24 protein-coding genes are annotated in these 22,474 nt (G+C 45.1%); 7 read left to right on the top strand and 17 right to left on the bottom strand.

Annotated elements, in window-relative coordinates; translation table 11 throughout:
• Window positions 1–84: 84 nt before the first annotated feature.
• Window positions 85–1,002, bottom strand: coding sequence for a heme o synthase (gene cyoE, locus AZ46_RS04090; protein WP_029285094.1), 918 nt, complete (start codon window positions 1,000–1,002; stop codon window positions 85–87).
• Between the two features lie 463 nt (window positions 1,003–1,465).
• On the opposite strand from cyoE, the gene AZ46_RS04085 reads away from it, so the two are divergent.
• Window positions 1,466–2,407, top strand: coding sequence for a COX15/CtaA family protein (locus AZ46_RS04085; RefSeq protein WP_029285096.1), 942 nt, complete (start codon window positions 1,466–1,468; stop codon window positions 2,405–2,407).
• Between the two features lie 27 nt (window positions 2,408–2,434).
• Here AZ46_RS04085 and AZ46_RS04080 read toward each other — a convergent pair whose 3' ends face one another.
• From AZ46_RS04080 to glsA, 5 genes are all read right to left on the bottom strand, one after another.
• Window positions 2,435–3,859, bottom strand: coding sequence for a cryptochrome/photolyase family protein (locus AZ46_RS04080; protein ID WP_029285097.1), 1,425 nt, complete (start codon window positions 3,857–3,859; stop codon window positions 2,435–2,437).
• Between the two features lie 130 nt (window positions 3,860–3,989).
• Window positions 3,990–7,433, bottom strand: a complete 3,444-nt coding sequence (gene pyc / locus AZ46_RS04075; RefSeq protein ID WP_029285099.1) for a pyruvate carboxylase — start codon at window positions 7,431–7,433, stop codon at window positions 3,990–3,992.
• Between the two features lie 69 nt (window positions 7,434–7,502).
• Window positions 7,503–8,711: an FtsW/RodA/SpoVE family cell cycle protein gene (locus AZ46_RS04070; protein ID WP_029285101.1), complete on the bottom strand. Its 1,209-nt coding sequence runs from the start codon at window positions 8,709–8,711 to the stop codon at window positions 7,503–7,505.
• 263 nt (window positions 8,712–8,974) lie between these two features.
• Window positions 8,975–9,256, bottom strand: a complete 282-nt coding sequence (locus AZ46_RS04065) for an Fpa/YlaN family protein (protein WP_029285103.1) — start codon at window positions 9,254–9,256, stop codon at window positions 8,975–8,977.
• Window positions 9,257–9,368: 112 nt separating this feature from the next.
• On the bottom strand, window positions 9,369–10,298 hold the full coding sequence (gene glsA, locus AZ46_RS04060; RefSeq protein WP_029285105.1) for a glutaminase A: 930 nt from the start codon (window positions 10,296–10,298) through the stop codon (window positions 9,369–9,371).
• A 134-nt stretch (window positions 10,299–10,432) separates the two neighbouring features.
• Here glsA and AZ46_RS04055 point away from each other — a divergent pair, with 134 nt between their 5' ends.
• The gene (locus AZ46_RS04055) at window positions 10,433–10,921 is read left to right on the top strand and encodes a hypothetical protein (RefSeq protein ID WP_029285107.1); all 489 of its coding nucleotides are present in this window, start codon (window positions 10,433–10,435) and stop codon (window positions 10,919–10,921) included.
• A gap of 58 nt (window positions 10,922–10,979) precedes the next feature.
• Here AZ46_RS04055 and AZ46_RS04050 read toward each other — a convergent pair whose 3' ends face one another.
• A complete protein-coding gene (locus tag AZ46_RS04050) occupies window positions 10,980–12,308 on the bottom strand; it encodes a PhoH family protein (protein ID WP_029285109.1) in 1,329 nt (442 codons plus the stop codon).
• Between the two features lie 170 nt (window positions 12,309–12,478).
• Here AZ46_RS04050 and AZ46_RS04045 point away from each other — a divergent pair, with 170 nt between their 5' ends.
• The gene (locus tag AZ46_RS04045) at window positions 12,479–13,093 is read left to right on the top strand and encodes a YhcN/YlaJ family sporulation lipoprotein (RefSeq protein ID WP_029285111.1); all 615 of its coding nucleotides are present in this window, start codon (window positions 12,479–12,481) and stop codon (window positions 13,091–13,093) included.
• 27 nt (window positions 13,094–13,120) lie between these two features.
• Here AZ46_RS04045 and AZ46_RS04040 read toward each other — a convergent pair whose 3' ends face one another.
• The gene (locus AZ46_RS04040; protein ID WP_029285113.1) at window positions 13,121–13,576 is read right to left on the bottom strand and encodes a pyridoxamine 5'-phosphate oxidase family protein; all 456 of its coding nucleotides are present in this window, start codon (window positions 13,574–13,576) and stop codon (window positions 13,121–13,123) included.
• 176 nt (window positions 13,577–13,752) lie between these two features.
• Between AZ46_RS04040 and AZ46_RS04035 the strand changes: the two genes are divergently transcribed.
• Both AZ46_RS04035 and AZ46_RS04030 read left to right on the top strand, forming a co-directional pair.
• Window positions 13,753–13,953, top strand: coding sequence for a YlaI family protein (locus AZ46_RS04035; protein ID WP_029285115.1), 201 nt, complete (start codon window positions 13,753–13,755; stop codon window positions 13,951–13,953).
• A complete protein-coding gene (locus AZ46_RS04030) occupies window positions 13,953–14,375 on the top strand; it encodes a hypothetical protein (RefSeq protein WP_035319098.1) in 423 nt (140 codons plus the stop codon). The genes AZ46_RS04035 and AZ46_RS04030 overlap by 1 nt, the downstream gene beginning before the upstream one ends.
• Window positions 14,376–14,384: 9 nt before the next feature.
• Here AZ46_RS04030 and AZ46_RS04025 read toward each other — a convergent pair whose 3' ends face one another.
• The 3 genes from AZ46_RS04025 to typA are packed head-to-tail and all read right to left on the bottom strand — an operon-like array spanning window position 14,385 to window position 16,870.
• Complete coding sequence (locus tag AZ46_RS04025; protein ID WP_029285118.1) at window positions 14,385–14,666, bottom strand: hypothetical protein; 282 nt, start codon at window positions 14,664–14,666, stop codon at window positions 14,385–14,387.
• Window positions 14,663–14,971, bottom strand: a complete 309-nt coding sequence (locus AZ46_RS04020; RefSeq protein WP_369733087.1) for a YlaH-like family protein — start codon at window positions 14,969–14,971, stop codon at window positions 14,663–14,665. Before AZ46_RS04020 ends, AZ46_RS04025 begins: the two co-directional genes overlap by 4 nt.
• 54 nt (window positions 14,972–15,025) lie before the next feature.
• Window positions 15,026–16,870: a translational GTPase TypA gene (typA, locus tag AZ46_RS04015; protein ID WP_029285122.1), complete on the bottom strand. Its 1,845-nt coding sequence runs from the start codon at window positions 16,868–16,870 to the stop codon at window positions 15,026–15,028.
• A 139-nt stretch (window positions 16,871–17,009) separates the two neighbouring features.
• Between typA and AZ46_RS04010 the strand changes: the two genes are divergently transcribed.
• Window positions 17,010–17,195, top strand: a complete 186-nt coding sequence (locus AZ46_RS04010) for a YlaF family protein (protein WP_029285124.1) — start codon at window positions 17,010–17,012, stop codon at window positions 17,193–17,195.
• Window positions 17,196–17,256: 61 nt separating this feature from the next.
• On the opposite strand, the gene AZ46_RS04005 is transcribed toward AZ46_RS04010, so the two are convergent.
• From AZ46_RS04005 to AZ46_RS03995, 3 genes are all read right to left on the bottom strand, one after another.
• Window positions 17,257–17,712 (bottom strand): GNAT family N-acetyltransferase, encoded by a 456-nt coding sequence (locus AZ46_RS04005; RefSeq protein ID WP_029285126.1) that lies wholly within the window; start codon window positions 17,710–17,712, stop codon window positions 17,257–17,259.
• Complete coding sequence (locus tag AZ46_RS04000) at window positions 17,712–18,503, bottom strand: inositol monophosphatase family protein (protein ID WP_029285128.1); 792 nt, start codon at window positions 18,501–18,503, stop codon at window positions 17,712–17,714. Before AZ46_RS04000 ends, AZ46_RS04005 begins: the two co-directional genes overlap by 1 nt.
• Window positions 18,504–18,676: 173 nt before the next feature.
• Window positions 18,677–18,865 (bottom strand): hypothetical protein, encoded by a 189-nt coding sequence (locus AZ46_RS03995; protein ID WP_029285129.1) that lies wholly within the window; start codon window positions 18,863–18,865, stop codon window positions 18,677–18,679.
• Between the two features lie 254 nt (window positions 18,866–19,119).
• On the opposite strand from AZ46_RS03995, the gene AZ46_RS03990 reads away from it, so the two are divergent.
• Window positions 19,120–19,761: a YktB family protein gene (locus AZ46_RS03990; RefSeq protein ID WP_029285131.1), complete on the top strand. Its 642-nt coding sequence runs from the start codon at window positions 19,120–19,122 to the stop codon at window positions 19,759–19,761.
• Between the two features lie 70 nt (window positions 19,762–19,831).
• Here the strand turns inward: AZ46_RS03990 and AZ46_RS03985 are convergent, their stop codons facing one another.
• The 3 genes from AZ46_RS03985 to AZ46_RS03975 all read right to left on the bottom strand — a co-directional run bounded on the left by AZ46_RS03985 (window position 19,832) and on the right by AZ46_RS03975 (window position 22,469).
• The gene (locus tag AZ46_RS03985; protein WP_029285133.1) at window positions 19,832–20,101 is read right to left on the bottom strand and encodes a UPF0223 family protein; all 270 of its coding nucleotides are present in this window, start codon (window positions 20,099–20,101) and stop codon (window positions 19,832–19,834) included.
• 26 nt (window positions 20,102–20,127) lie between these two features.
• The gene (locus tag AZ46_RS03980) at window positions 20,128–21,084 is read right to left on the bottom strand and encodes an NAD(P)H-dependent flavin oxidoreductase (protein WP_029285135.1); all 957 of its coding nucleotides are present in this window, start codon (window positions 21,082–21,084) and stop codon (window positions 20,128–20,130) included.
• Window positions 21,085–21,467: 383 nt separating this feature from the next.
• Window positions 21,468–22,469 (bottom strand): phosphotriesterase family protein, encoded by a 1,002-nt coding sequence (locus AZ46_RS03975; RefSeq protein ID WP_029285137.1) that lies wholly within the window; start codon window positions 22,467–22,469, stop codon window positions 21,468–21,470.
• Window positions 22,470–22,474 lie beyond the last annotated feature (5 nt).

The raw sequence follows: 22,474 nt of genomic DNA, 5'->3' as shown, positions 1-22,474 counted from the left end.
CTCTTTCAGTAAATTAATCCCCGCATGCTAAACAGGAATCGTCAATTCCTTCTATGTAAATTCCTAAAAGAAAGAATTTCTAACCTAGTTGATCGTGAAAAGTACCATCGCCACAAAAAGGATCGTTAAGTAGTTCAGCGAATAAATAAACATCCACTTTGCCCATTTCAGGTCATCCTTAGCCCCTATGCCGGACAGGGCAATCACTAGCCAGCCGATGTTCAGGACAGTTGCCAGAATGATGAATGCAGCCCCGAGCTGAAACAAGTAAAACGGCAAAGGCAACAGACAGATTACCCAGACCATCATTTGCCTTTTTGTAACAGCAAATCCGTGTATGACAGGCAGCATTGGTATCCCGGCTGCCCGGTATTCCTCAACCCGCTTCATTGCGAGAGCGAGGAAATGGGGCGGCTGCCAGATAAACATGATCATGAACAATACCCATGCCGTCACACTGAGGTCTGCATCAACAGCTGCCCATCCTATGAGAGGAGGAACGGCACCGGAGATGCTGCCGACAACTGTATTAAGCGTATAGTGGCGTTTTGTCCACATTGTATATAAAAAGACGTATGTAATTACGCCGATCAACCCGATAAGCGTTGCTGCTGCCGTTGTCATGGAAAGCATGATAAATCCGAATGCAAGCAATAAAACACCAATCCACAGCGCCTGAATTGGATTCATTCTGCCTGTGACAGTCGGCCTCGTCTTTGTCCGCTCCATAATATGGTCTATGTCACGGTCATAAAAGTTGTTAATGGCACAAGATCCTGCAATCACAAGAGCTGATCCTGAGAGCGCATACAGAACTGTGTCAATATTCCCAAGAAAACTTTGCCCGTTAAAATACAGCGCAAGCCAGATGCCTGTAAAAGCGGTAATCAAATTGGAATTAACGATTCCCATTTTGATAAGGCTCAAAAAGTCTTTTAATACGGTTGTTTCATAAACTACCTCACCGAATCCCGTTTCTTTCGAGGTCCTTGAATCTGGCACGTATGACAGTCCCCCTTTTTGCTCTGCTGCCGGCTGTGCAGCTTGCTATATCATACTAAATTAAGCAATATTTTCAAAATCGCTTCCTTCTTGATATTAAACCATAATCGGTTCTTGTTTTGTGAACAAAATATGAAGAAGTTTTGTCGAAATTGTGAAGCAGAACAGGAGAGCCGGCTAATTCATTGAAAAGCAATTCATTCACTGATACTCTAAAAATAAATGGCATACCTTTATGACCACGTTAACATTCTATCATACCTGTCAGGAATTTTTTATAGATAATGGAATCTTTTGCGAAAAAATGATTCTAATGGGATTTCTCCATATCATTCCTTTTCATTCAATCTGTTTTGCCAGTATAATAAACAGTAGATAGATATTGTCATTATTTGTTGCCTGGCCGGACTTTGAAATGTCCGGTTTTCATAAGCTCATTACTACGAATAAGAAGGTGAACATCTTGCATCGAGCATTAAAAGGAATTGGTGTGCTCACAACACTTGTGATGCTTCTTGTGCTTCTAGGGGGAGCGCTTGTCACAAAAACGGAATCCGGCGCAGGATGCGGAGATTCATGGCCGCTTTGCCACGGAGAACTGATTCCGTCTGAAATTACCCCGGAGCTTGTCATTGAGCTCAGCCACAGGGTGGTCAGCGGCCTTGCGGGGATTCTTGTCCTGCTGCTTGCTGTTACTTCCTGGATCAAGATTGGACATAAGCGGGAAACGAAATTTCTGGCCGCACTTTCATTTTTCTTCCTGATTCTTCAGGCGCTTATTGGTGCAGCCGCAGTAAAATGGGGACAGTCTGATGCCGTTCTTGCCCTGCATTTCGGTATTTCTCTTATCTCTTTTGCATCAGTGCTGCTGCTCACCCTGCTGATTTTTGAAGTGGACAAAAAGTTTGATACAGAGTCCCTTATTATTGATAAAAGGATGAAATTCCACAGCATCGGCATCATCAGCTACACATATATCGTGGTCTATACAGGCGCATTTGTCAGACATAAAGGCGCAAGCCTCGCATGTCCGGAATGGCCGATGTGCAGCAACAGACCATACGGACTGCCGGCAACCCTGCATGAGTGGATTCAAATGGGCCACAGATTTGCAGCTGCTCTGATTTTCGTTTGGGTGGCATATGCTGCTTATACCGCAGTTAAGCACTATAAACATCAGAAAGTCGTCTATTATGGATGGATCATAGCATTTGCCCTTATTTCCATGCAGGTCGCATCAGGCGCGCTTGTCGTATTAACCGGGCTGAACCTTGGTGTTGCCCTGGCCCACGCACTGATCATTTCCTGTCTGTTCGGCGTGCTGAGCTATTTCATCCTGCTGATCAGCCGCAACCGCATTAACCGTGAGGCTTTAAAAAACAAAGAAGATAAGAAAGCCATATAAAAAGAGAGGCGATGACGCCTCTCTTTTTTATATGCCCTGAAACATTTCAATTGCTTTTACCCGCTGTTCGCTGTGATTAACTGTAGGTTCCGGATAATCGGTTCCGATGATGCAGCCTGCTTCTTTCTGCTCCCCGCTGCTCATCTTCCACGGCTCATGAATTCGTTTCACGTCAACGTCCCGAAGCTCGGGCACGTATTTTTTGATGTACTCTCCGTCCGGATCAAACTTTTTTGATTGCGTGACCGGATTAAACACTCTGAAATACGGGACCGGGTCTGTTCCGACAGATGCTGCCCACTGCCATCCTCCAATGTTGGAGCCGGGCTCATAATCGACAAGTTTTTCTGCAAAATACGCCTCCCCGAGTCTCCAGTCAAGCAAGTAATCTTTCGTTAAAAAGGAAGCTGTGATCATTCTCAGCCGGTTATGCATCCATCCCTCTTCATTCAGCTGCCTCATGCCCGCATCAACGATCGGATAGCCTGTTTTACCTTCTTTCCACGCTTTCAGCCTCTCTTTATCCGTATTCCATTTGATTGACCGGTAGCGCTTATCCGCTTCTTCCTTCACGCTGTTCGGGAACTGAACGTACACCATATTATAAAAGTCCCGCCAGGCAAGCTCCTTGATAAATGTTTCTTTTCCCGTATCCTGAGGATGATCCTCAGTCTGCATGATGTGGTGATAGACGGTGCGGATAGAGATGGTTCCAGTTTTTAAATATCTTGAGAGCCTGCTCGTCCCCGCTTCAGCCGGAAGGTCTCTTTTTTTATGGTAATCTTCTAATTTTTCGTCTGTAAACTCCTTCAGGGTTTTTAACGCAGCTTCTTCCCCGATGTCCTCCCTTTCTTCAAGGCTGCCGATCATCTCCTCGAGCTTTTCAGCACCTGTATCTGGGAGGTCCTGTATGGAAACGGAGCAGGCACTGAGTTTTTTCAGATCGATTTCAGCAGGCTGTTTTTTTTCAAGCTTGCTCCACGCTTTGTAATAAGGCGTGTAGACTTTGTAAAGGGAGCCGTCCTGCTTTTTCACTTCCCGGGCCCCATGAAGGAAATGATCCTGAAATGTCCAGTAATCGACCTCATTTTCTTTCAGAACCCTTTTCACCTTGTCATCACGTTCTTTTCCGTAGCCTGTTTCATCTTCATTAAATAAAAACAGGTTGATCTCAGGCACCTTTTCAATAACCATTTCCATTATTTCTTCTGTCTCGCCATACATCAGATGAAAGGCAATTTTATGATCCCTGCAGTTGTCCATAAACGCCTTTAATGTCTGAAAAAAATAGTGATGGCGGAAGTCTGCCGGCTTTTCGAGAAAAGCTGGATTCAGCTGAAAAAACAAAAACAGCTTTCCGTTATGTTCTTCTGCCCATTTTACGGCCTCAGACAGGGCTGTATGATCCTGCAGCCTCAAATCTCTTCTGAACCAGACTGCTGCTGTCTTCATGACAATCACCTCTTTCATGATTGTACTGTTTTCCCCAGGCGAATGAAAGAAATGATAGGCTTCCAAATAGAAAAAGACAAGAGCGGGGTTTACACCGGGCTCTTGTCTTTGACGTTTTTACAAATGAGAGTTATACAGTCATTTCAATCAGCAGATCACCAGTCTGAATGGCTTCTCCGTTTGAAACATGAATCTCTTTTATGGTGCCTGAGAATGGGGCCTGAACGGTCGTTTCCATTTTCATAGCTTCAGTAAGAAGAAGATGATCGCCTTTGCTTACTTTTTCGCCCTTTTCGATAAGCACTTTAATGACTGTGCCGGGCATTGTCGCGCCAATGTGATCCTTATTGCCTTTATCTGCTTTCATTTTGGCGGTAACCGTCGCCTTGACGTTTTCATCGCGGATAATAACTTCACGCGGCTGGCCGTTCAGTTCAAAATACACAACCCGCGTACCGTCAGGCTGAGGTTCGCCTATTGATACAAGCTTTACAATCAGGGTTTTCCCCTGTTCGATTTCAACTTCAATCTCTTCGCCAAGCCTCATTCCGTACAGGAACGTAGGTGTATCGAGTACAGAAATATCACCGAATTGCTCAAACGTCTTAGCGTAGTCGAGGAAGACTTTAGGGTAAAGCGCATGGGCAATCGCATCAAAACTTGTTACCTGACGTCCGAGTGTTTCAAACAGTTCTTCTTTTAAGGCAGGAAAATCAACCGGTTCAAGCAGCTCTCCCGGTCTCACTGAAATCGGGTCTCTGCCTTTCAGGATGATTCTTTGCAGTTTTTCCGGGAACCCGCCATGCGGCTGGCCGAGATAGCCTTCAAACAGCTCTACAACTGAATCAGGGAAATCAAGCGTCTCGCCGCGCTCGAAGATATCATTTTCTGTCAGATTGTTTTGAACCATAAACAGGGCCATATCGCCAACTACTTTAGAAGACGGGGTCACTTTCACCAAATCTCCAAAAAGATCATTGACGCGTCTGTACATTTCCTTCACTTCGTTCCAGCGGTCGTCAAGGCCGACGCCTTTAGCCTGCTGCTGAAGATTGCTGTACTGTCCGCCGGGCATTTCATGCATGTACACTTCAGAGTGAGGGGCATTCATGCCGCTCTCAAAATCCCGGTAATAGTGACGCACGCCTTCCCAGTACTGCGAAAGCTCTTCAAGCGCTTCAATATCAATATTCGGACGGCGCTCCATTCCCTGCAGCGCATGGTACAGAGAATTGGCGCTCGGCTGTGAAGTCAGCCCTGCCATCGAGCTCACAGCTGTATCGACGACATCGACACCTGCTTCAATTGCTTTGGCATATGTAAACAGGCCGTTTCCGCTCGTATCATGTGTATGAAGATGCACAGGGATATCGATTGTTTCTTTCAGTGCAGAAATCAGATCATAGGCTGCCTGAGGTTTAAGGAGACCCGCCATATCTTTAATTCCAAGAATATGCGCGCCTGATGCTTCAAGTTCTTTCGCAAGATTCGTATAGTAGGCGAGATCATATTTCCGGCGGGAAGGATCAAGAATGTCCCCCGTGTAGCAAATGGCCGCTTCTGCAAGCTTGTTGGATTTTCTGACCGCTTCAATGGCAGGCCGCATTCCCTCTACCCAGTTCAAGCTGTCAAATATCCGGAAAACGTCAATGCCCGCATAGGCTGACTTTTCTACAAACTCTTCGATCACGTTGTCGGGATAGTTCTTATACCCAACAGCATTTGATGCACGAAGGAGCATCTGAAGCAAAACATTCGGGACTTGCTTTCTGACTGTCAGCAGTCTGTCCCACGGATCTTCTTTTAAGAATCTGTACGCTACATCAAATGTAGCCCCGCCCCACATTTCAAGAGAAAACAAGTTTGGAAGAAGTCTTGCCGTCGGCTCTGCAATATGTTTGATGTCATTTGTTCTGAGTCTCGTGGCAAGCAGAGACTGATGGGCGTCGCGGAAAGTTGTATCCGTCAGCAGCACTTCATCCTGCTCTTTCAGCCAGTTTACAAGACCCTCAGGTCCAAGCCTGTCCAGAATCTGTTTCGTTCCCTCAGGGACCGGTTCTGAGTATTTGACTTTTGGAATATGAAGCTTGTCAAATACAGGTTTCTTTTTCTTCTCGATGCCGGGAAATCCGTTGACGGTCACATTGCCGATATAGGAAAGCATTTTTGTTCCCCGGTCTTTTTTCTTCGGAAAGACAAACAGCTCCGGAGACGAGTCGATAAAAGAAGTATCATATTCACCTGACATAAACTTTTCATGCTTGATGACGTTCTCTAAGAACGGAATATTCGTTTTGATTCCGCGGATGCGGAACTCCCTTAAGTTTCTGATCATTTTGGCAGCTGCCTGTTCAAAGGTAAGCGCCTGTGTTGAAAGCTTTACAAGAAGAGAGTCATAGTGAGGTGTAATGACTGCCCCCTGGAATCCGTTGCCGGCATCAAGCCTGACCCCGAATCCGCCGCCTGATCGGTAGGCCATAATTTTTCCTGTATCCGGCATAAAGCCTTTCAAAGGATCTTCTGTTGTTACCCTTGATTGGATGGCATAGCCTGTTACTCTGATCTCCTCCTGCTGCGGTATGCCGATTTTACTGCTATGGAGGGCATGTCCCTGTGCAACCATAATCTGCGTCTGCACAATGTCAATTCCAGTCACCATCTCAGTAATCGTATGCTCTACCTGTACGCGGGGATTAACTTCAATAAAGTAGAATTCTCCGCCTGCTACGAGAAATTCAACGGTTCCGGCATTCACATAGCTGACGTTGCTCATCAGCTTGACAGCTGCATCGCAAATCTCCCGTCTGAGTTCTTCGCTTACAGATACGCTTGGTGCAACTTCCACAACCTTCTGATGACGGCGCTGAACCGAACAGTCGCGCTCATAAAGATGGACGATGTTTCCGTGGTCATCCCCGATAATCTGAACTTCAATATGCTTTGGATTTTCAATCAGCTTTTCAACATACACTTCGTCATTGCCGAATGCAGCCTTCGCTTCTGATTTGGCGCGCTCATAGCTTTCTTTCACCTCAGAGGCGCTTCTGACAATACGCATGCCGCGTCCGCCTCCGCCAAGCGAAGCTTTGATAATGAACGGATATCCGTTTTTACGGCCGAAATCAACTACATCCTCAAGGCTTGCAACCGGTCCGTCGCTGCCGGGAATGACAGGGATTTCTGCCATTTCGGCCTGTTTTCTCGCTTTTACTTTGTCCCCGAACATATCGAGATGTGCGGATTTAGGCCCGATAAAAATAATGCCTTCTTCTTCGCATCTTCTTGCAAAATGAATGTTTTCAGACAGGAATCCGTATCCGGGATGGATGGCATCAACCCCGTTGTTTTTCGCAATTTCAATAATACCTTCAATATCAAGATAGGCATCGATCGGTTTTTTTCCTTCACCGACTATGTATGCTTCGTCTGCTTTGTAACGGTGGAAAGAGCCCGAGTCCTCCTTGGAATATACAGCGACCGTTCTGATGTTCAGCTCCGTGCAGGCGCGGAACACGCGAATGGCAATTTCACCGCGGTTAGCTACAAGTATTTTCTGAATTGTTTTCTGCGTCATAGGAATCCCCCTTAGGCTTCATCAGTTGCTCGATTATTAGTATAGCACATTTAAAATTAGTATATCACTTTAATTTTGCTGAAAAGGAACCGCGTTGCCTTTAAGCTCAGCCGTTTTTTTCACTTCGTCCTTCTGATAGACAGAGCGGTATTTGACAAACATCGAAATGTTTATGAGCAGGCCCATCGAGAGCATCAGCAGGATCATAGACGATCCTCCGTAGCTGATAAACGGAAGCGTAACCCCTGTTATCGGAAGAAGACCGGTTAAACCGCCGACATTAATGGCTGTCTGAATGCCGATCATGCTCGAAATCCCAATGGCAAGGAGTGTGCCGAATGCATCATCGCAGCTGCGTGCAATATGAAATCCCTTCAACACAATAAAAGCCAGGAGAACAAGGACAAATAACACGCCAAAGATGCCAAGCTCTTCAGAAATGATCGCAAGAATAAAATCTGTATGCGATTCAGGCAGATATCCGTACTTTTGAATGCTTTCACCAAGCCCAAGGCCGGTAAGCCCGCCAGAACTAATGGCATAATACGAATTGATGAGGTGGAAGCCTGAATCTCCTGCATCAGCAAATGGATCCATAAAGCCAGTGAATCTGCTTACACGCTCCGTTGTAAAGATATCATCCCACATAATAAGAACAAGAGGACTGATCAGAACAACCATTGCCAGACCAAGAATCAGCAATTTCACAATATTTTTCATGCCAAGTCCCGAGCACAGGACCATTGATATGGCGATCATGGCAATGATGGAAGCAGAACCGATATCCGGCTGCAAAATGATCAGAACACAGATAAACCCTGTAAAGATGATCGGAGGCAGAACTCCTCTTCCAAAGTGATCGATATAGGCCTGTTTTTTTTCATAAACGGCAGCGAGATACAGAATGACGCTCAGTTTCACAAATTCAGCAGGCTGCAGCTTAAAACCCATAACGGAAAACCAGCTTCTGGCTCCCCCTGCTACCGATCCGAAAACAAAGATGGCAAGAAGCATGCCGATCGAAATCAGAACGACGCTTCTGAGAAACACCGGCTGCAGATAAGCTCTGTACGGAAAAAACATGGCTAAAAGCAGAACAAGAAATCCCGCGGCAACGAAGATTGACTGCCTGACAAAGAAATGGTCACTCGCATAATCCCATCTTGCAACCGCTGAAATCATACTGGAACTGTATACCATGACAAGCCCGAATCCGCACAGAAGAAGCACCGCCAGAATAAGGGAGTAGTCATATGATTTTAAGATTTTTTTTATCATTTTATCGCTTCCTATCGTTACAAGTTGCTGTTTTCATGATGTAGATCTTTTTCCTTTATTGTTCGAGATTGGCAGACGGAATTCCTTCTGAAATCTTGGTTTAAGGGGCACGACTTATGTTAACCCGCTAGACAGGCGGAAACAAGTTAAAAAAGTATGTAGGTCTAAAGCTCCGGGAATGATTTACCTTATAAAAAAACTCAAACTGCAATTTTCAGGCAGTTTGAGTTTTCATTTTCATTCTGTAAGCTTTACCTTGAAGCTTATTTTTTCGTAAAAGCTTCATGAAGTGCAGACATCTCTCTCTCAAGTGTGTCGAGTATCGCCTTGCCTTCTCTTTCATCAATAAGATCAAGTCTGACAGCAAAGTCAATCTCTCTTGAAAGTCCAAACATTTGTGTATCTAAAACCTCTTCGTAAAGAGGACATTGAGGCATCGTCAAATTGTCCATTTGGACTTGAATCAGCTTCGTAATTTTATCAGCATCCGCTTTTAAAAGAGCAAGTGCTTTTTCTCGATGATCAATTGCAATCTCAGACGCCAATTGAACCCCTCCGTTCCCGAGCGATTACCTTAATCTATCTATTAATATTATAGGGTAAGCGTGAAAAAATCAAGAAAAAACAGGGTGTTTCCCGCACGCCGGCCCTCTTCCGCTAAAAGATGCTCAATTCATATTTTTCTGACAAAAGATGAAGGAGTTTTATTCCTGCAATGCTGTTCCCCTTTTCATCAAGTGACGGCCCAAAGATGCCGATTCCAAACTGATAGGGGACGATTCCCATAATTCCGCCTGAGACCCCGCTTTTTGCAGGAATGCCTACTTTTATTGCAAATTCCCCTGAAGCATTATACATTCCGCACGTTACCATAAAGGTTTTGCAGATTCTGGCAATATCCTTTGGGATCAACTGCTGTTCCGTTTCTGGGTGCTTGCCGTCCAGCGCAAAAACAGCCCCTATCTTTGCCAGGTCCAAACTGTGCATCTCAATAGCGCACTGATTGGAGTACAGATCAATCAGATCTTCAACGTCACCTTCAATTATTCCGTCTTTTTTCATGAAATAGCAGAGCGACCTGTTCAGCCAGGCGGTTTCAAATTCAGACGCGGCCACATTTTTGCAGATGTTTATTTTCTTGTTAAACGTAAGCTTCCTTATGAAATCAATGTACCTCAGCAGTTTTTCTTCCTTTGTCGAGCCTTTAATCATATTTGTGACCGCGAGCGCCCCGGCATTGATCATTGGATTCAGAGGGCGCTGTTTTTCGTGTGTTTCGAGTTTGACGATCGAATTAAACGGATCTCCGGTCGGTTCCATTCCAACTTTGCTGAAAACGAAGGGCTCCCCGTGATCCATTAAAACAAGAGCCAGGGTCAGCACTTTTGATATACTTTGCAGAGTAAACGTCTTTTCAATATCCCCGGCAGACATACAGGAGTTTTCCACATGGTAAATGGCAACGGATAAATCATCCGCTTCTGCTTTTCCAAGCTCCGGTATATAATCCGCCACTTTTCCTTCTGACGTCACCTTTTTCGCTTCTTCCACCAGTTCAGCAAGCTCTTCATTCGTCTTGCACGGCATTTCCGTTCACCTCATCTGCTCATCATTATGAAACGTAGTTTGCCCAATTAAAAGAATCAGCATGAGCGGCATGACAAAATACAGGAAAGCGCTTATACTTTACAAAGAGCTTACTAAAGGAAGGACGTGCAGCAATGGAATCCATCATTACTCTGACAGGAAATGTAGCCTATCCAATTACACTCGATCCGGGGGTCTGGATTTTTGATGACCGCAAAGTGGATCTGAACACTTATTTTGAGGAAACCAGAGACTCCGTTGACGAGCTTGAAGAATACACAAAAGCTGTTTCAAAACATTGGGATCAGGAAATAAAAGAAGGTGCGCGGATGCCGGAAGAAAGAAAAGTTTCAAAAAAAGAGGCGATTCTTAACGGAACGTTCGGAATCCCATTTTACCCGTTTCTCCAAAATGCCGAGCCGAGAGCGGATGCACGAAAAGTCATTTTTTCCACTGGCGAAGGAGAAATTGAACTGACTCTGGAAGAAGCCTCAAACGCCGTAATCGGCTTCAGCAGAAACGGCAAACCCCTTGCAGGTGACGGACCTGCTACTCTTTACTATGGTGACGGAAGCAATAAAGACAATCCTTTTAAAAACATAAAAAGAATAATTGTTGAGTAAAAAGCATTCTCTGCTTTCCCTTAAGAAAGCCGCTGAGATCAGCGGCTTTTCGTCTTTTTTATAGCAAATCAGCGGCCAGCTGGGCGAGGCCTGAGCGCTCCCCTTTGACAAGTCTGACATGCCCTGCAATTTGCTGGTCTTTAAATTTCTCCACTACATAGGTTAACCCATTGTTGTATTCATCCAAGTAAGGATGATCAATCTGCTCGGGATCCCCCATGAGGACAATTTTGCTCTTTTCCCCAACCCTCGTCAGGATTGTTTTCACTTCATGCTTGGTTAAATTCTGAGCCTCATCAATGATGATGAATTGTTCAGGAATACTTCTTCCTCTTATATATGTGAGGGCTTCTACTTCAATCGAACCCATTCCGGCAAGAATGGCATCCAGTTCCCCCGGCTTTTTGGCATTAAATAAATACTCGAGATTATCATAAATCGGCTGCATCCACGGTCTGAGCTTTTCCTGCTTTTCCCCCGGCAAATAGCCGATATCTTTTCCGACCGGCACAATGGGTCTTGCCACAAGCAGTTTCTTAAATGATCCCAGGTCCTCTGTCTGCATAAGTCCAGCGGCTAAAGCAAGCAGCGTTTTGCCTGTTCCTGCTTTCCCGATCAGCGTCACAAGAGGCATATCGTTTCTCAGAAGCAGCTCCATTGCCATTGTCTGCTGTACGTTCCTCGGTTTTATCCCCCAAATATGATCATGATCAAAGACCAGACGTTTTACTTTTTTCCCGGTTTTGTCCACAATTCCAATAGCAGATGACGAACCGCCGAGAGCATTCTTCATAATGACAAACTGATTCGGATAAAATGGATGATTTGTCACCTCTGCCAGAATCAGCTCATTTTTTTCATAAAACCTGTTGAGATCATCCCCGCTTATATACAAATCAAGATAGCCCGTGTAGATCCGGTCAATCTCAACCACTCTGTCGCTCAGAAAATCTTCTGCAATCAGCCCGATTGCATCTGCCTTTACTCTGACCAGCGTATCTTTGCTCACCAATATGACAGGTCTGCCGTTTTCAGTTGTCTCTTCTTCAATTGACAGATTTTTCGCCACCGCAAGGATCCGGTTATCATTCGTTTTTTCGATGAAAATCTCCTGCAGCTCGTGAAACGAGCGGTGATTCAGTTCAATTCTTAAAAAGCCTCCGCCCGGCAGCGGTATTTTTTCGTGCAGCTTTCCGATGAGCCTTAGGCTATCAATGAGTTTGGAAACATGTCTTGCATTTCGTCCTATTTCATCCATATACCTTTTTTTTGAATCGACCTCTTCTAGTACAACTGCTGGAATGACTACTTCGTTGTCTTCAAATGAAAAAATGGAATTCGGATCTTGAAGTAAGACATTCGTATCCAAAACATAGATTTTACTCAACCTTCCGCCTCCTACCTTATACGGGTTTTTAGAGCGTGCTGCGCGTGCTCGGGGTCATGAAATAATCAAGCTGTAATTGAAGCGTTGCTAAAATATATGAAATGGTGCATAAAGATAGAAGATTTATCGGACAATAAAATTAAAAAGCATGGTCTAAAAGGAGTGATTACATGCGCAGTATGACATTTTCAGCATTGGTCCTTGTGCTTATGCTTTCAGCCTGTTCTTTTAATCAGGGATCAGAACAAAACCGTTCTGAAGATCAAAACGGAAAACCGATGAACGTCAGGAACTCTGTCAATGAACCGGTTGAAAAGAAAACGGGCCAGCAGATTTCACGCCGCCTCGTTGATCTTGCAGGCCGGGTGCCTGGTGTAAATGATGCCAGCGCCGTTGTTCTCGGGAGATATGCCATTGTAGGGATTGATGTGAACTCAGAGCTTGACAGAAACAAGGCTGAATCCATTAAATATGCGGTTGCTGAAAGCATTCAGCACGACCCGTACGGTGCAAATGCTGTCATCATTGCAGATGCCGATACGACAGTGCGTCTAAAAGCAATCGGCAAAGATCTTCAGCAGGGCAAACCGATCTCAGGCATTCTTGATGAGCTTGCTGCCATAGTAGGCCGTGTGATGCCCGAAATCCCGAATGATGCGCTGAACAATCAAAACCGCAATAACAGACCGACTGAGCAGGACAACAATCAGCTCAACACGAAAGAGCAAAAAGAGCTTGACCGCGAACAGAATGATCAGTCAGAAAACCATTTAAACAAAGATTGAAGCAAAAAAAGCTTAGTTCACGCTGAACTAAGCTTTTTTCATGGCTTCTAAAACCTGGCCGTCAAGCTTAGCTGCTGCTTTTTCATCATATGTTTTTTCATATGCTGGTTCAGCCGAAATTTTCGAACCGTAAAACATAACATCTCTTACTTCAGAGATCACCAGTTCGATCAGGGCAAGCTTCAGTGGGACAGATTCAAGTTTTTCTTCTTTTATATGTGCATTTCCGTTAATAGTATATGTAGACTCATTTGCAAGCAGCGTCAGAGCTGCAGCAGGATGCTTTTTGACATTTTTGACAATGCGCGAGCGGTTATCAACCGCAAGGTACACCCGCTCCTCATCCGGCGCAAAAACCCAGGAGACGGCTGACACATTTGGAGCGCCTGTTTCAAAGTCAATTGTGGCAAAAACAGCAAAACGTTCTTTCTGGAGATTGTCAAACAAAGGCTGAATCAATTTGGTTTCTGACTTATTAGCCATTTTCTTCCCTCCATATTCGTTGTATAATGCTATCATACCTTTTTTTTCTAATGCTTGCTACATTCAAATTCGGACATCCTTTTTGCCGATAAACTCCGCTGCCTGCCGAACTTGCGAATGGAACTGGCGGCTTAATCAAATTCAATATCTCCTACAAAAAAAGAATGAGGTGTCACATGAGAGTAAAATGCGTGCTGTGCGACAAAGTTGAAACGATCCATGATGAAACACTCCAGGCGAAGCGTCTGCGCAACAGGCCAATTCATACATATATGTGCAAAGAGTGTGAAAACAGAATAGAAAACCGGACAATTGAACGGGCAAATACGGGAAATTTCAAGCTTTACAGAGATAAAAAAACAGAGGACAGCTGGTAGTGGCACTGAGAGGCGCCATCGCCGGCCTGCTGAGCGGAATCCTTTTGGGGCTTTTTCTTAAATTTGCCGAACAATTCAGCGGTGAAAAAGTATATGTCTTACTGCTGAATATCGACTTTATTTACAGCAGGCCTCTTCCTGAACTTGCTGAATTTATTCTGCATTTGGCGGTGGCTGTCGCAATTGGCATCGTCTGCAGCTGGATGACCCGTGCTTTCAGGCTGTCTGAAGGAAAAGTATGGGCTGCATCTTTCCTCCTTACCCTGCCTGCAGCTCTCCTTTATTTTCCCCTTACCATTCTTGCTGTTAAAGAAACACCCGGCATTTTTAATATTGAAGCGATCTCCTGGTGGATTGCCGGCCATATTCTGTTTGCCGCAGTGCTTGCGGCATGCATACACAAAAAGACACCTCAACGTTGAGGTGTCTTTTTAATAGTTCTTATATTTTTCAGGTTCAGCTTCAATCTGCTCAATCATGCTGTCAATCAGTTCAACCGGAAATCTGGATGATTTCTGTTCCCCGTTCAGCTTATACGCGACCAGGTACATCACATCGTCCTTTTGGACAGAAATTTCCTGTATGTCATGATTTTCTTTCAGCAGCTGATCAAAAAGGCTGAATGTATCTGCTGCTGCCGTGTCATCAGGACGGGCGTCTGCCACTGTTTTAATGGAGAGCCAATTGTAGAGGGAGTCCTGAATAGACTTCATGTTGCGGCATCCTGCTGCTCGGCTTTTTTTGCCCTGTGGAGTCTGATTTTATAAATTATTAAAATCAGTGCAGCCACAATGAGTCCTTCTGCAACAGGCAAAAACGCCCCTAAAAACGTCAGAACCGTACAGCCGAACATCAAAAACAAGTAGATGACAATTGTCTGAAGAAGGGGAAGCTTTTTAGCAAACCCCAGCTTGAATACGACAATTGACAGTCCGAGAATGACCAGATATAAGATATTTGCCCCTGTTTGTGTATCGGGTTCTGTTGCCGTATAAATACTGTAGGCAACCGGCCACATACTTTCGTATACGTTCATCCCGCTATCCCCTCCATTGCACGTCGAGAGTCAGACTTAAAGCAATCCTGCAAGCTTTTTCTTTTTAGCCTGCTTTTCGCGTTCGTTCTTATCAAGAATTTTCTTTCTCAAACGGATTGAAGTAGGCGTAAGTTCGCAATACTCATCTTCGTTCAAGTATTCAAGAGATTCTTCAAGTGACATGATGCGAGGTTTTTTCATTGTGCTCGTTTGATCTTTGTTTGCTGAACGAATGTTTGTCTGCTGCTTCATTTTGCAGATGTTAACAACAAGGTCGTTTTCGCGGTTGTGCTCTCCTACGATCATTCCTTCATACACGTCTGTACCTGCATCAAGGAAGATGATTCCGCGGTCTTCGATTCCCTGGATACCGTAAGTTGTTGACTTTCCGTTTTCCATTGAGATCAGTACACCCTGACGGCGTCCGCCAACCTGGCCAGGCTGCATTGGCTGGTAGCTGTCAAATGTGTGGTTGATGATGCCGAAACCGCGTGTGATAGACATGAACTCAGTAGAGTATCCAATTAATCCGCGTGCAGGCACGTTGAAAATCAAACGGACTTGACCGTTGCCGTTGTTGATCATATCAAGCATTTCGCCTTTGCGGGCACCGATTGATTCCATAACAGAACCCGTGTGCTCTTCAGGAACATCGATTTGAACACGCTCAACCGGCTCACAGCGGACTCCGTCAATTTCTTTTACGATAACTTCAGGTTTTGAAACCTGCAGCTCATAGCCCTCGCGGCGCATGTTTTCAATCAGGATGGAAAGGTGAAGCTCACCGCGTCCTGACACAATCCACGCATCCGGAGATTCTGTGTTCTCAACACGAAGGCTGACATCTGTCTGAAGCTGCGCCATTAAACGCTCTTCAATTTTACGTGACGTCACATATTTTCCTTCGCGGCCTGCAAATGGGCTGTTGTTAACAACAAACGTCATTTGAAGAGTAGGCTCATCGATTCGCAGGATAGGCAATGCTTCCTGATGCTCAACCGGGCAGACAGTCTCCCCTACGTTGATGTCTTCCATTCCGGAAACGGCAACAAGATCCCCTGCCTTAGCGCTTTCGATTTCAACGCGTTTTAATCCCTGGAATCCGAATAATTTCGTTACACGGAAGTTTTTAATGCTTCCGTCGATTTTCATTAATGAAACCTGCTGGCCGACAGTCATCGTTCCGCGGAATACACGGCCGATTCCGATACGTCCTACATAGTCATTATAGTCAAGAAGAGCTACCTGGAATTGAAGAGGCTCATCTGTGTTGTCAACTGGTGCAGGAATGTTCTCAACAATAGAATCAAATAATGCAACCATGTTTTCTTCCTGATCAGCCGGGTCAGGGCTTGTGCTTGCCGTTCCGTTCATGGCAGATGCAAAGATAACCGGGAACTCAAGCTGTTCTTCATTTGCATCAAGTTCGATGAACAGGTCAAGAACTTCATCAACCACTTCTTCAGGACGTGCAAAGTCGCGGTCAATTTTATTGACAACTACAATCGGCGTCAGATTTTGCTCAAGTGCTTTTTTCAGCACGAAGCGTGTTTGGGGCATACATCCTTCATAAGCGTCAACAACAAGAAGTACGCCGTCAACCATTTTCATGATGCGCTCTACTTCTCCGCCAAAGTCGGCATGTCCTGGTGTATCCATAATGTTAATGCGTGTATCTTTATAGTTAATTGCCGTATTTTTTGCCAAGATCGTGATTCCGCGCTCGCGTTCGAGGTCGTTTGAATCCATCGCTCTTTCTGCAACTTGTTCGTTCGCACGGAACGTTCCTGCCTGGTGAAGCAATTTGTCTACAAGCGTCGTTTTCCCGTGGTCTACGTGGGCAATAATCGCAATGTTTCGAATATCATTTCGAAGTTTCACATTTTCATCTCCTAAAAATTTAAAATAACCTAGTGTATTATACCACAAACTTTTGTAGAAAAAAGAAATCATTTTATGTAAACTGTTAAAAGGGGCAGTATTTTCTGTCCAAACCGCTTTAAAGGGGATGAAAACAACGATGAAATCCGGAAAATGGATTTTCTTTCTTTTAGCTTTTACAGCGGCAGCTTCTATGGTTGCAGTCGGCATCGCTGTCGGGGAAAGAAGCATAATCGGAGTCGTTCTCTCGCTGCTTGCACTTACCGGAGCAATGGGATTTGGCTTTGCCACAAAAAAGAAAATGCGCGATAAAGGAATGCTTTAGGAGCCTGGATATGTGTCCGGGCTTTATTTTTGTATTTTTTTACTGCATGAAAAAAAACCTGCTAAGCAGGTTTCACTGTAATCATATACTCTTTACCGCCCGCATCCCGTTCAAGCTTCAGCTGCTCAAAGCCGCACGATGCGAGAAATTTCAGCCATTCAAGCTTATCCGCAGGACAGCCGGCAAAAACGGCTTGACGGCCCGCCTTCTTCAGATCGGCTGAGATCCGCGAAACCATTCCTTTTCCGTACCCTTTGTTTCGCTGGTCTTCTTTAACAAGTACTGTTCCTAGCCACGGTTTCTCGTTTGAAGGAGACCAGCTGATATGAAAGGAAATGCCGATTGCTTCATTATTGCAGCTCCATATCTGCCATTCCCCGTTATACATCTTGTAAGAAAACATGTATTCCAGAGCCTGCTCCGGGAGGCATTCTTCTTTTTGCCATGCAGGGCTTGAAGCTATGAGCTCCCTGAAAAAATCCAGATCTGAATCCTCGTATGGTCTGCTCTCAATCATTAGTTGTTTAAGTACTCATTCAAAATCGTGTCATGAATCCCTTTTTTCGCAACGAAAATACTGTTTTGTCCAAGCATATTGATTGGTTTCCCGTCAAGAGTGCTTGCTTTTGCTCCGACTTCCTCAAGCAGCACCAGGCCGGCTGCGAAATCCCACGGTGCAAGCCTCAAAGTGATGTAGGCGTCAAGCCTGCCCGCTGCCACATATGCGCATTCAATCGTAGCAGAACCATATGACCTTGTGCCTCTGACCGCTTTTGCAACAGGAACAAGCTTACTATGGTCAAATCGTTTATTCTCCATTACCCACGTAGCGTTCAGGGCTATGACGGCCTCATTCAGCGGAACATCTTCAAGCTTAGGCAATTCCGCGTCATTCATATAGGCGCCCTTTCCCTTTACTGCATGGTAAAGCTCATCATGCACGACATCATAGATCAGGCCGACCTGTCCGACGCCGTTCTCATAAATTCCAATGGAAATGGCAAAATTGCGCTGCTGGTGAACAAAGTTCATCGTTCCGTCGATCGGATCAACAATCCAGATAACGCCGTCCATCGAGTCAGGCTTGTCCCCGAAGCCTTCCTCACCAAGAATTTTATGATCGGGATATGTATGGTTGATTTTAGAAATTAAATATTGTTCTGTTTCTTTGTCCATATTCGTAACGAGATCATCGGGATTCGATTTGGCCTGAACAGACAGGACCTTCTGAAAAGACTGCCTGATTTTTTCTCCTGCCTCATAAATCCACGTTTTAGCATCCTGTTCAATCTTAGTCCAATTTTCCATGTATAAACCTTCTTTCTATGTAGGTAACCTAATTGCAGGGTTAATGGCTGTGAACGGCTTCTTATAGTAAGAATAACGCAATGAATTTAAGAAACGCAAGCGCTCTGCAGGGAGGATTTGTCTGCTCAGATAAAAACGAACCCTGTGCCGAGGTTCGCTTTTGTTTGCGGCTGCTATGCCTGAAGTCTGATCCATTCTTTTCTGAGTCTTTCAAGCTTGCGTTTGCATTCATTCTTCTTCGTTTCATCATTTTCGGTCATGGCGTCGTAAAGGGTGGCCAATTCATAGTCCAGTTCGAGCTTTAGCACCCCTATGCGATGATCTGATTCCTTTTGTCCTGTCGTTCTCACGATTTGTTTCATCTTTCTACCGCCCCTTTCAAAAATTGTCTATAATTGTTAACCGGTGACTTTTAATCGATTGACTTAATTTTCTGATATTTTTATATATGATATGAGATATGGAAATAGGATGCAACTTGGAAGTGAAAATTGTGTATTTACCTATTATTTTTTAAATACCACATTGAAGGAGTGTCGAAACGTGCAAGTTCCTTTCGAATATGCGCACACCTGTGCTAAACTGATTCCATTACCTGCAAACGGGAGGCAATCATATGGAATTTAAAGGATTTACAAATGAAGATTTTGATGTTTTTAAAATAGATGGACTTGATCAGCGGATGGAGGCGCTCATATCTACTGTCAGGCCAAAGCTTGAAGTGCTCGGGGAAGTGTTCGCGGGTGAGCTGTCTGCCATGACAGGAGAAGAGATGTTCTCTCATGTTGCAAAGCATGCCCGCAGATCGGTTAACCCTCCGAATGATACGTGGGTTGCATTTGCCGGCAGCAAACGCGGCTACAAAATGCTGCCGCACTTCCAAATCGGACTTTGGGAGTCACACGCCTTTGCCTGGTTTGCCGTCATATACGAAGCGCCGGTTAAAGAAGAGTACGGCGAAGCGATTGAAAAAAACTGGAGCAAATTGAAAAAGAATATTCCTGATCACTATGTATGGTCAGGCGATCATACAAAACCTCAGACCCTCGTTCAAAAAGAGCTGAGCAGCACTGATTTTCAAAACCTGTTCCAGCGTCTTCAAAACGTTAAAAAAGCGGAATTGCTCTGCGGCATCCGAATTGACCGCGATGACGCAGTAAAGATGAGCGGTGACGAATTTATCAGCACCGTGCAGGATGCATTCAAAACACTTCTCCCGCTTTACAAGCTGTCTCAAAAAGCTGCGGTTAAGTCATAAGAACCAGACAGGGTGCCATCTAAGGATGGCACCCTGTTTTGATTTTGAACGGAGCATACCCGTCCTTTTTTTACATTTTAATTATTTCAGCATCGCTGTTGTCTTTGCTTTTTTTCACAGCCCTGTAGCTGGAATAGCCGCTTATTTCCTCAAAATCATCGCAAATGTTTTTTTCCTCCGCTTTGCTTGGGACAATTTCTTTAAACCTGCGGTATTTCTTCATGAAGTCTTCTCTGCTGATCCCCTTTTCATAGGCTTTCTCGACTGCCTGAAAAAATGAGATGACGTCGATGATTTCTGTTGTCGACCAATCCGGCTGTATTGGATATTGATAATCCACTCTGTTCACCTGCCTTTTTCCTGCTGCTAGTTCCATTTCCCTCTGATATCCGAGGCTTCTGAGATGATTCTTGAAAACAGCTCGTCCACGCTCGGAACATCCCTGATCAGCCCTGTAACCTGGCCTGCCCAGGCAAAACCATTGTCTATCATACCATCATATATGTATCTTTTGTTAGCTTGTCCGCTAATATAATCTTTCAGCTGCTCATAATCTGCCTTTTTTTGCTCCATGTCAAGAATGGTGTCCGTCCAAGTCCCTGCAAGCGCGCGGGCAGGCGTGCCAATACTTCGTTTAATCACGACTGTATCTCTTTCAGAGCTGTTCACAAGGGCTGTCTTGTATGCCTTATGGGCATGGGTGCATTCTTTAGTAGCGATAAACCTTGTGCCCATTTCAATTCCTTCTGCACCAAGGCTTAATGCTGCCATAAGGCCTCTTCCGTCTCCAATTCCGCCTGAAGCGATGACCGGAATGGAAACCGCATCGACAACCTGCGGAATGAGGACAAATGTGCCTGTATCATCCCGTCCGAGATGTCCTCCCCCCTCCTGGCCGACAACCATCACAGCATCAGCACCAAGCTCTTCAGCTTTTTCCGCCTGTCTTCTCGCAGCTACAAGCACAAGTTTTTTTACATTCACCCCTTTTAGCTGCTCAAAAATGGGTGCAGGATTTCCTCCTGTCATCGTAATCACGGGCACTTCTTCATCAATTGCAACCTGAAGCAGGTCAGAATAAGGTCTGCCGTGCTGGCCGACTGCGAAGTTGACGCCAAACGGCTTATCAGTCTTCATCCTGACTCTCGCGATCTCTTCTCTCAGCAGTTCAGGCTCTCCAAGCGACATCGCCGTGATCTGCCCAAGCCCCCCGGCATTCGACACTGCCGCAGCCAGTTCCGAATAAGCGAGATATGCAAGACCTCCCTGTATGATCGGGTACTGAATATTAAGCATATCGGTTATTCTTGTTTTCCAGTTCATCATGATCCCCCCTTTAAAATCGTACTGTATTCCACTTCTCTCAAGACAGCCGTTCTCCTTCTTGCTGTGTGAAAAAAGGAACACTCATAATGAAAAAAGTGGTGCCGCTTTGGGGAATAGCGCCACTTTCGGAGCTCCCTCAGTTGCAAAAGTGGCAGCACTCTGGAGAATGAAGCCACTTCTAATGATCCCTAAACGGTAATAATGGCAGCACTCTATGGAATGACGCCACTTTAGCAAACACTTCAACAGAAGAATAGTGACTACGCCTAGGAAATGACCCCACTAACTCGTTGTTCCAGTCAGATCAGTCAATTAAAGCAATAAAATCCGAAACGGCTTAAACCGTTCGGATTCTTTTTACTGAGTTTCCTTGCCCGGCCCTAAAGCCTTACCTTTGCCCCCACACCGGCAAACAGTCTGGAAGGATTTTTTTCTGTCATGGTTCTGATTTGCTCTTCCTGCACTCCCTTTTCCCGAAGAGCCGGAATAACATTTTCAAACAGGTGGGCAGGGTGCCAGTTCTTCATTTTCTCCTGAACCTGCTTCGGGAGGATCAGCGGTCTTCCCATCCAATAGTTTACGGTATCGTGAGACATCATGATTTGGTCTGCATACCCTTTATCAAGTAATTCCATCAGCGTCTTTATTCTTATGTCATCGTCAGGTGCTCCCACCATTCCCTGAATGCCGAAACGGTCAAAAGCTATATAAGCTCCGTGCTCAAGAACAGCTGAGTGATAGTCAGTATCCGTATTGCCGCACATGTGTCCAATGACGATCTTTTTCGGATCACAGCCAAGTTCAATGAGCAGTTTGATTTGTTCCGGCCCCATTGTGCCTTCCTGGGTGTGGGTAAGAATCACCGTGCCTTCTTCACGGTGAACCCTTGCTGCGGCTCTGAAGAACATTTGCTCATAAGGTGTAATTTCACCCTTGCTTGATGCAAGTTTTATAATTCCAGGCTTGATGCCCGTCTGGCGAATGCCTTCTGTGAGCTCTTTTTTAAACATTTCATAAATTTCTTCTTCTGCCGTCCCGAGGCCTTGTCTGAATTTGAAGTAAGGAGTAGCTCCTTCCCCTTCATAATAATATCCCGTGGCGCAGATAATCTGGAGGCCGGTTCTTTCTGATATTTCCTTCAGCAGCTCCGGATTTCTGCCGCACTCATTCGGTGTAGGATCCACTACTGTATCGACTCCGAAGCTGAGCAGCTGAAGAGCGACGGTTATGCCTGTTTCAAGGGCATCCTGCTCATCAAAGCCTCCAAGGGAATCGTCACCGTGAAAACCCGGATACCCGAAAACAAAATGTTCATGAATCAGTGTTTTGCCGAGCTGATCTGCCGGGATCGGCCCTGTAACGGTTTCAACTGTGCCGGTCATTGCGC

Source organism: Metabacillus indicus LMG 22858 (assembly GCF_000708755.2).
Lineage (GTDB): Bacteria > Bacillota > Bacilli > Bacillales > Bacillaceae > Bacillus_P > Bacillus_P indicus.
This window is presented reverse-complemented; position numbering and strand designations above follow the sequence as displayed.

Excerpts from the sequence above, each read along its gene's own strand:
- AZ46_RS04035 (WP_029285115.1), top strand. The coding sequence starts at position 13,753 with ATGAGAGTAAAATGCGTGCTGTGCGACAAAGTTGAAACGATCCATGAT.
- AZ46_RS04000 (WP_029285128.1), bottom strand. The coding sequence starts at position 18,503 with ATGGAAAATTGGACTAAGATTGAACAGGATGCTAAAACGTGGATTTAT.
- AZ46_RS04045 (WP_029285111.1), top strand. The coding sequence starts at position 12,479 with ATGCGCAGTATGACATTTTCAGCATTGGTCCTTGTGCTTATGCTTTCA.
- AZ46_RS04040 (WP_029285113.1), bottom strand. The coding sequence starts at position 13,576 with ATGGCTAATAAGTCAGAAACCAAATTGATTCAGCCTTTGTTTGACAAT.
- AZ46_RS04020 (WP_369733087.1), bottom strand. The coding sequence starts at position 14,971 with ATGTGGCCGGTTGCCTACAGTATTTATACGGCAACAGAACCCGATACA.
- AZ46_RS04010 (WP_029285124.1), top strand. The coding sequence starts at position 17,010 with ATGAAATCCGGAAAATGGATTTTCTTTCTTTTAGCTTTTACAGCGGCA.
- AZ46_RS03990 (WP_029285131.1), top strand. The coding sequence starts at position 19,120 with ATGGAATTTAAAGGATTTACAAATGAAGATTTTGATGTTTTTAAAATA.
- AZ46_RS04025 (WP_029285118.1), bottom strand. The coding sequence starts at position 14,666 with ATGAAGTCTATTCAGGACTCCCTCTACAATTGGCTCTCCATTAAAACA.
- pyc (WP_029285099.1), bottom strand. The coding sequence starts at position 7,433 with ATGACGCAGAAAACAATTCAGAAAATACTTGTAGCTAACCGCGGTGAA.
- AZ46_RS04005 (WP_029285126.1), bottom strand. The coding sequence starts at position 17,712 with ATGATTGAGAGCAGACCATACGAGGATTCAGATCTGGATTTTTTCAGG.
- AZ46_RS03980 (WP_029285135.1), bottom strand. The coding sequence starts at position 21,084 with ATGAACTGGAAAACAAGAATAACCGATATGCTTAATATTCAGTACCCG.
- AZ46_RS04080 (WP_029285097.1), bottom strand. The coding sequence starts at position 3,859 with ATGAAGACAGCAGCAGTCTGGTTCAGAAGAGATTTGAGGCTGCAGGAT.
- AZ46_RS03975 (WP_029285137.1), bottom strand. The coding sequence starts at position 22,469 with ATGACCGGCACAGTTGAAACCGTTACAGGGCCGATCCCGGCAGATCAG.
- AZ46_RS04070 (WP_029285101.1), bottom strand. The coding sequence starts at position 8,711 with ATGATAAAAAAAATCTTAAAATCATATGACTACTCCCTTATTCTGGCG.
- glsA (WP_029285105.1), bottom strand. The coding sequence starts at position 10,298 with ATGCCGTGCAAGACGAATGAAGAGCTTGCTGAACTGGTGGAAGAAGCG.
- AZ46_RS03995 (WP_029285129.1), bottom strand. The coding sequence starts at position 18,865 with ATGAAACAAATCGTGAGAACGACAGGACAAAAGGAATCAGATCATCGC.
- AZ46_RS04055 (WP_029285107.1), top strand. The coding sequence starts at position 10,433 with ATGGAATCCATCATTACTCTGACAGGAAATGTAGCCTATCCAATTACA.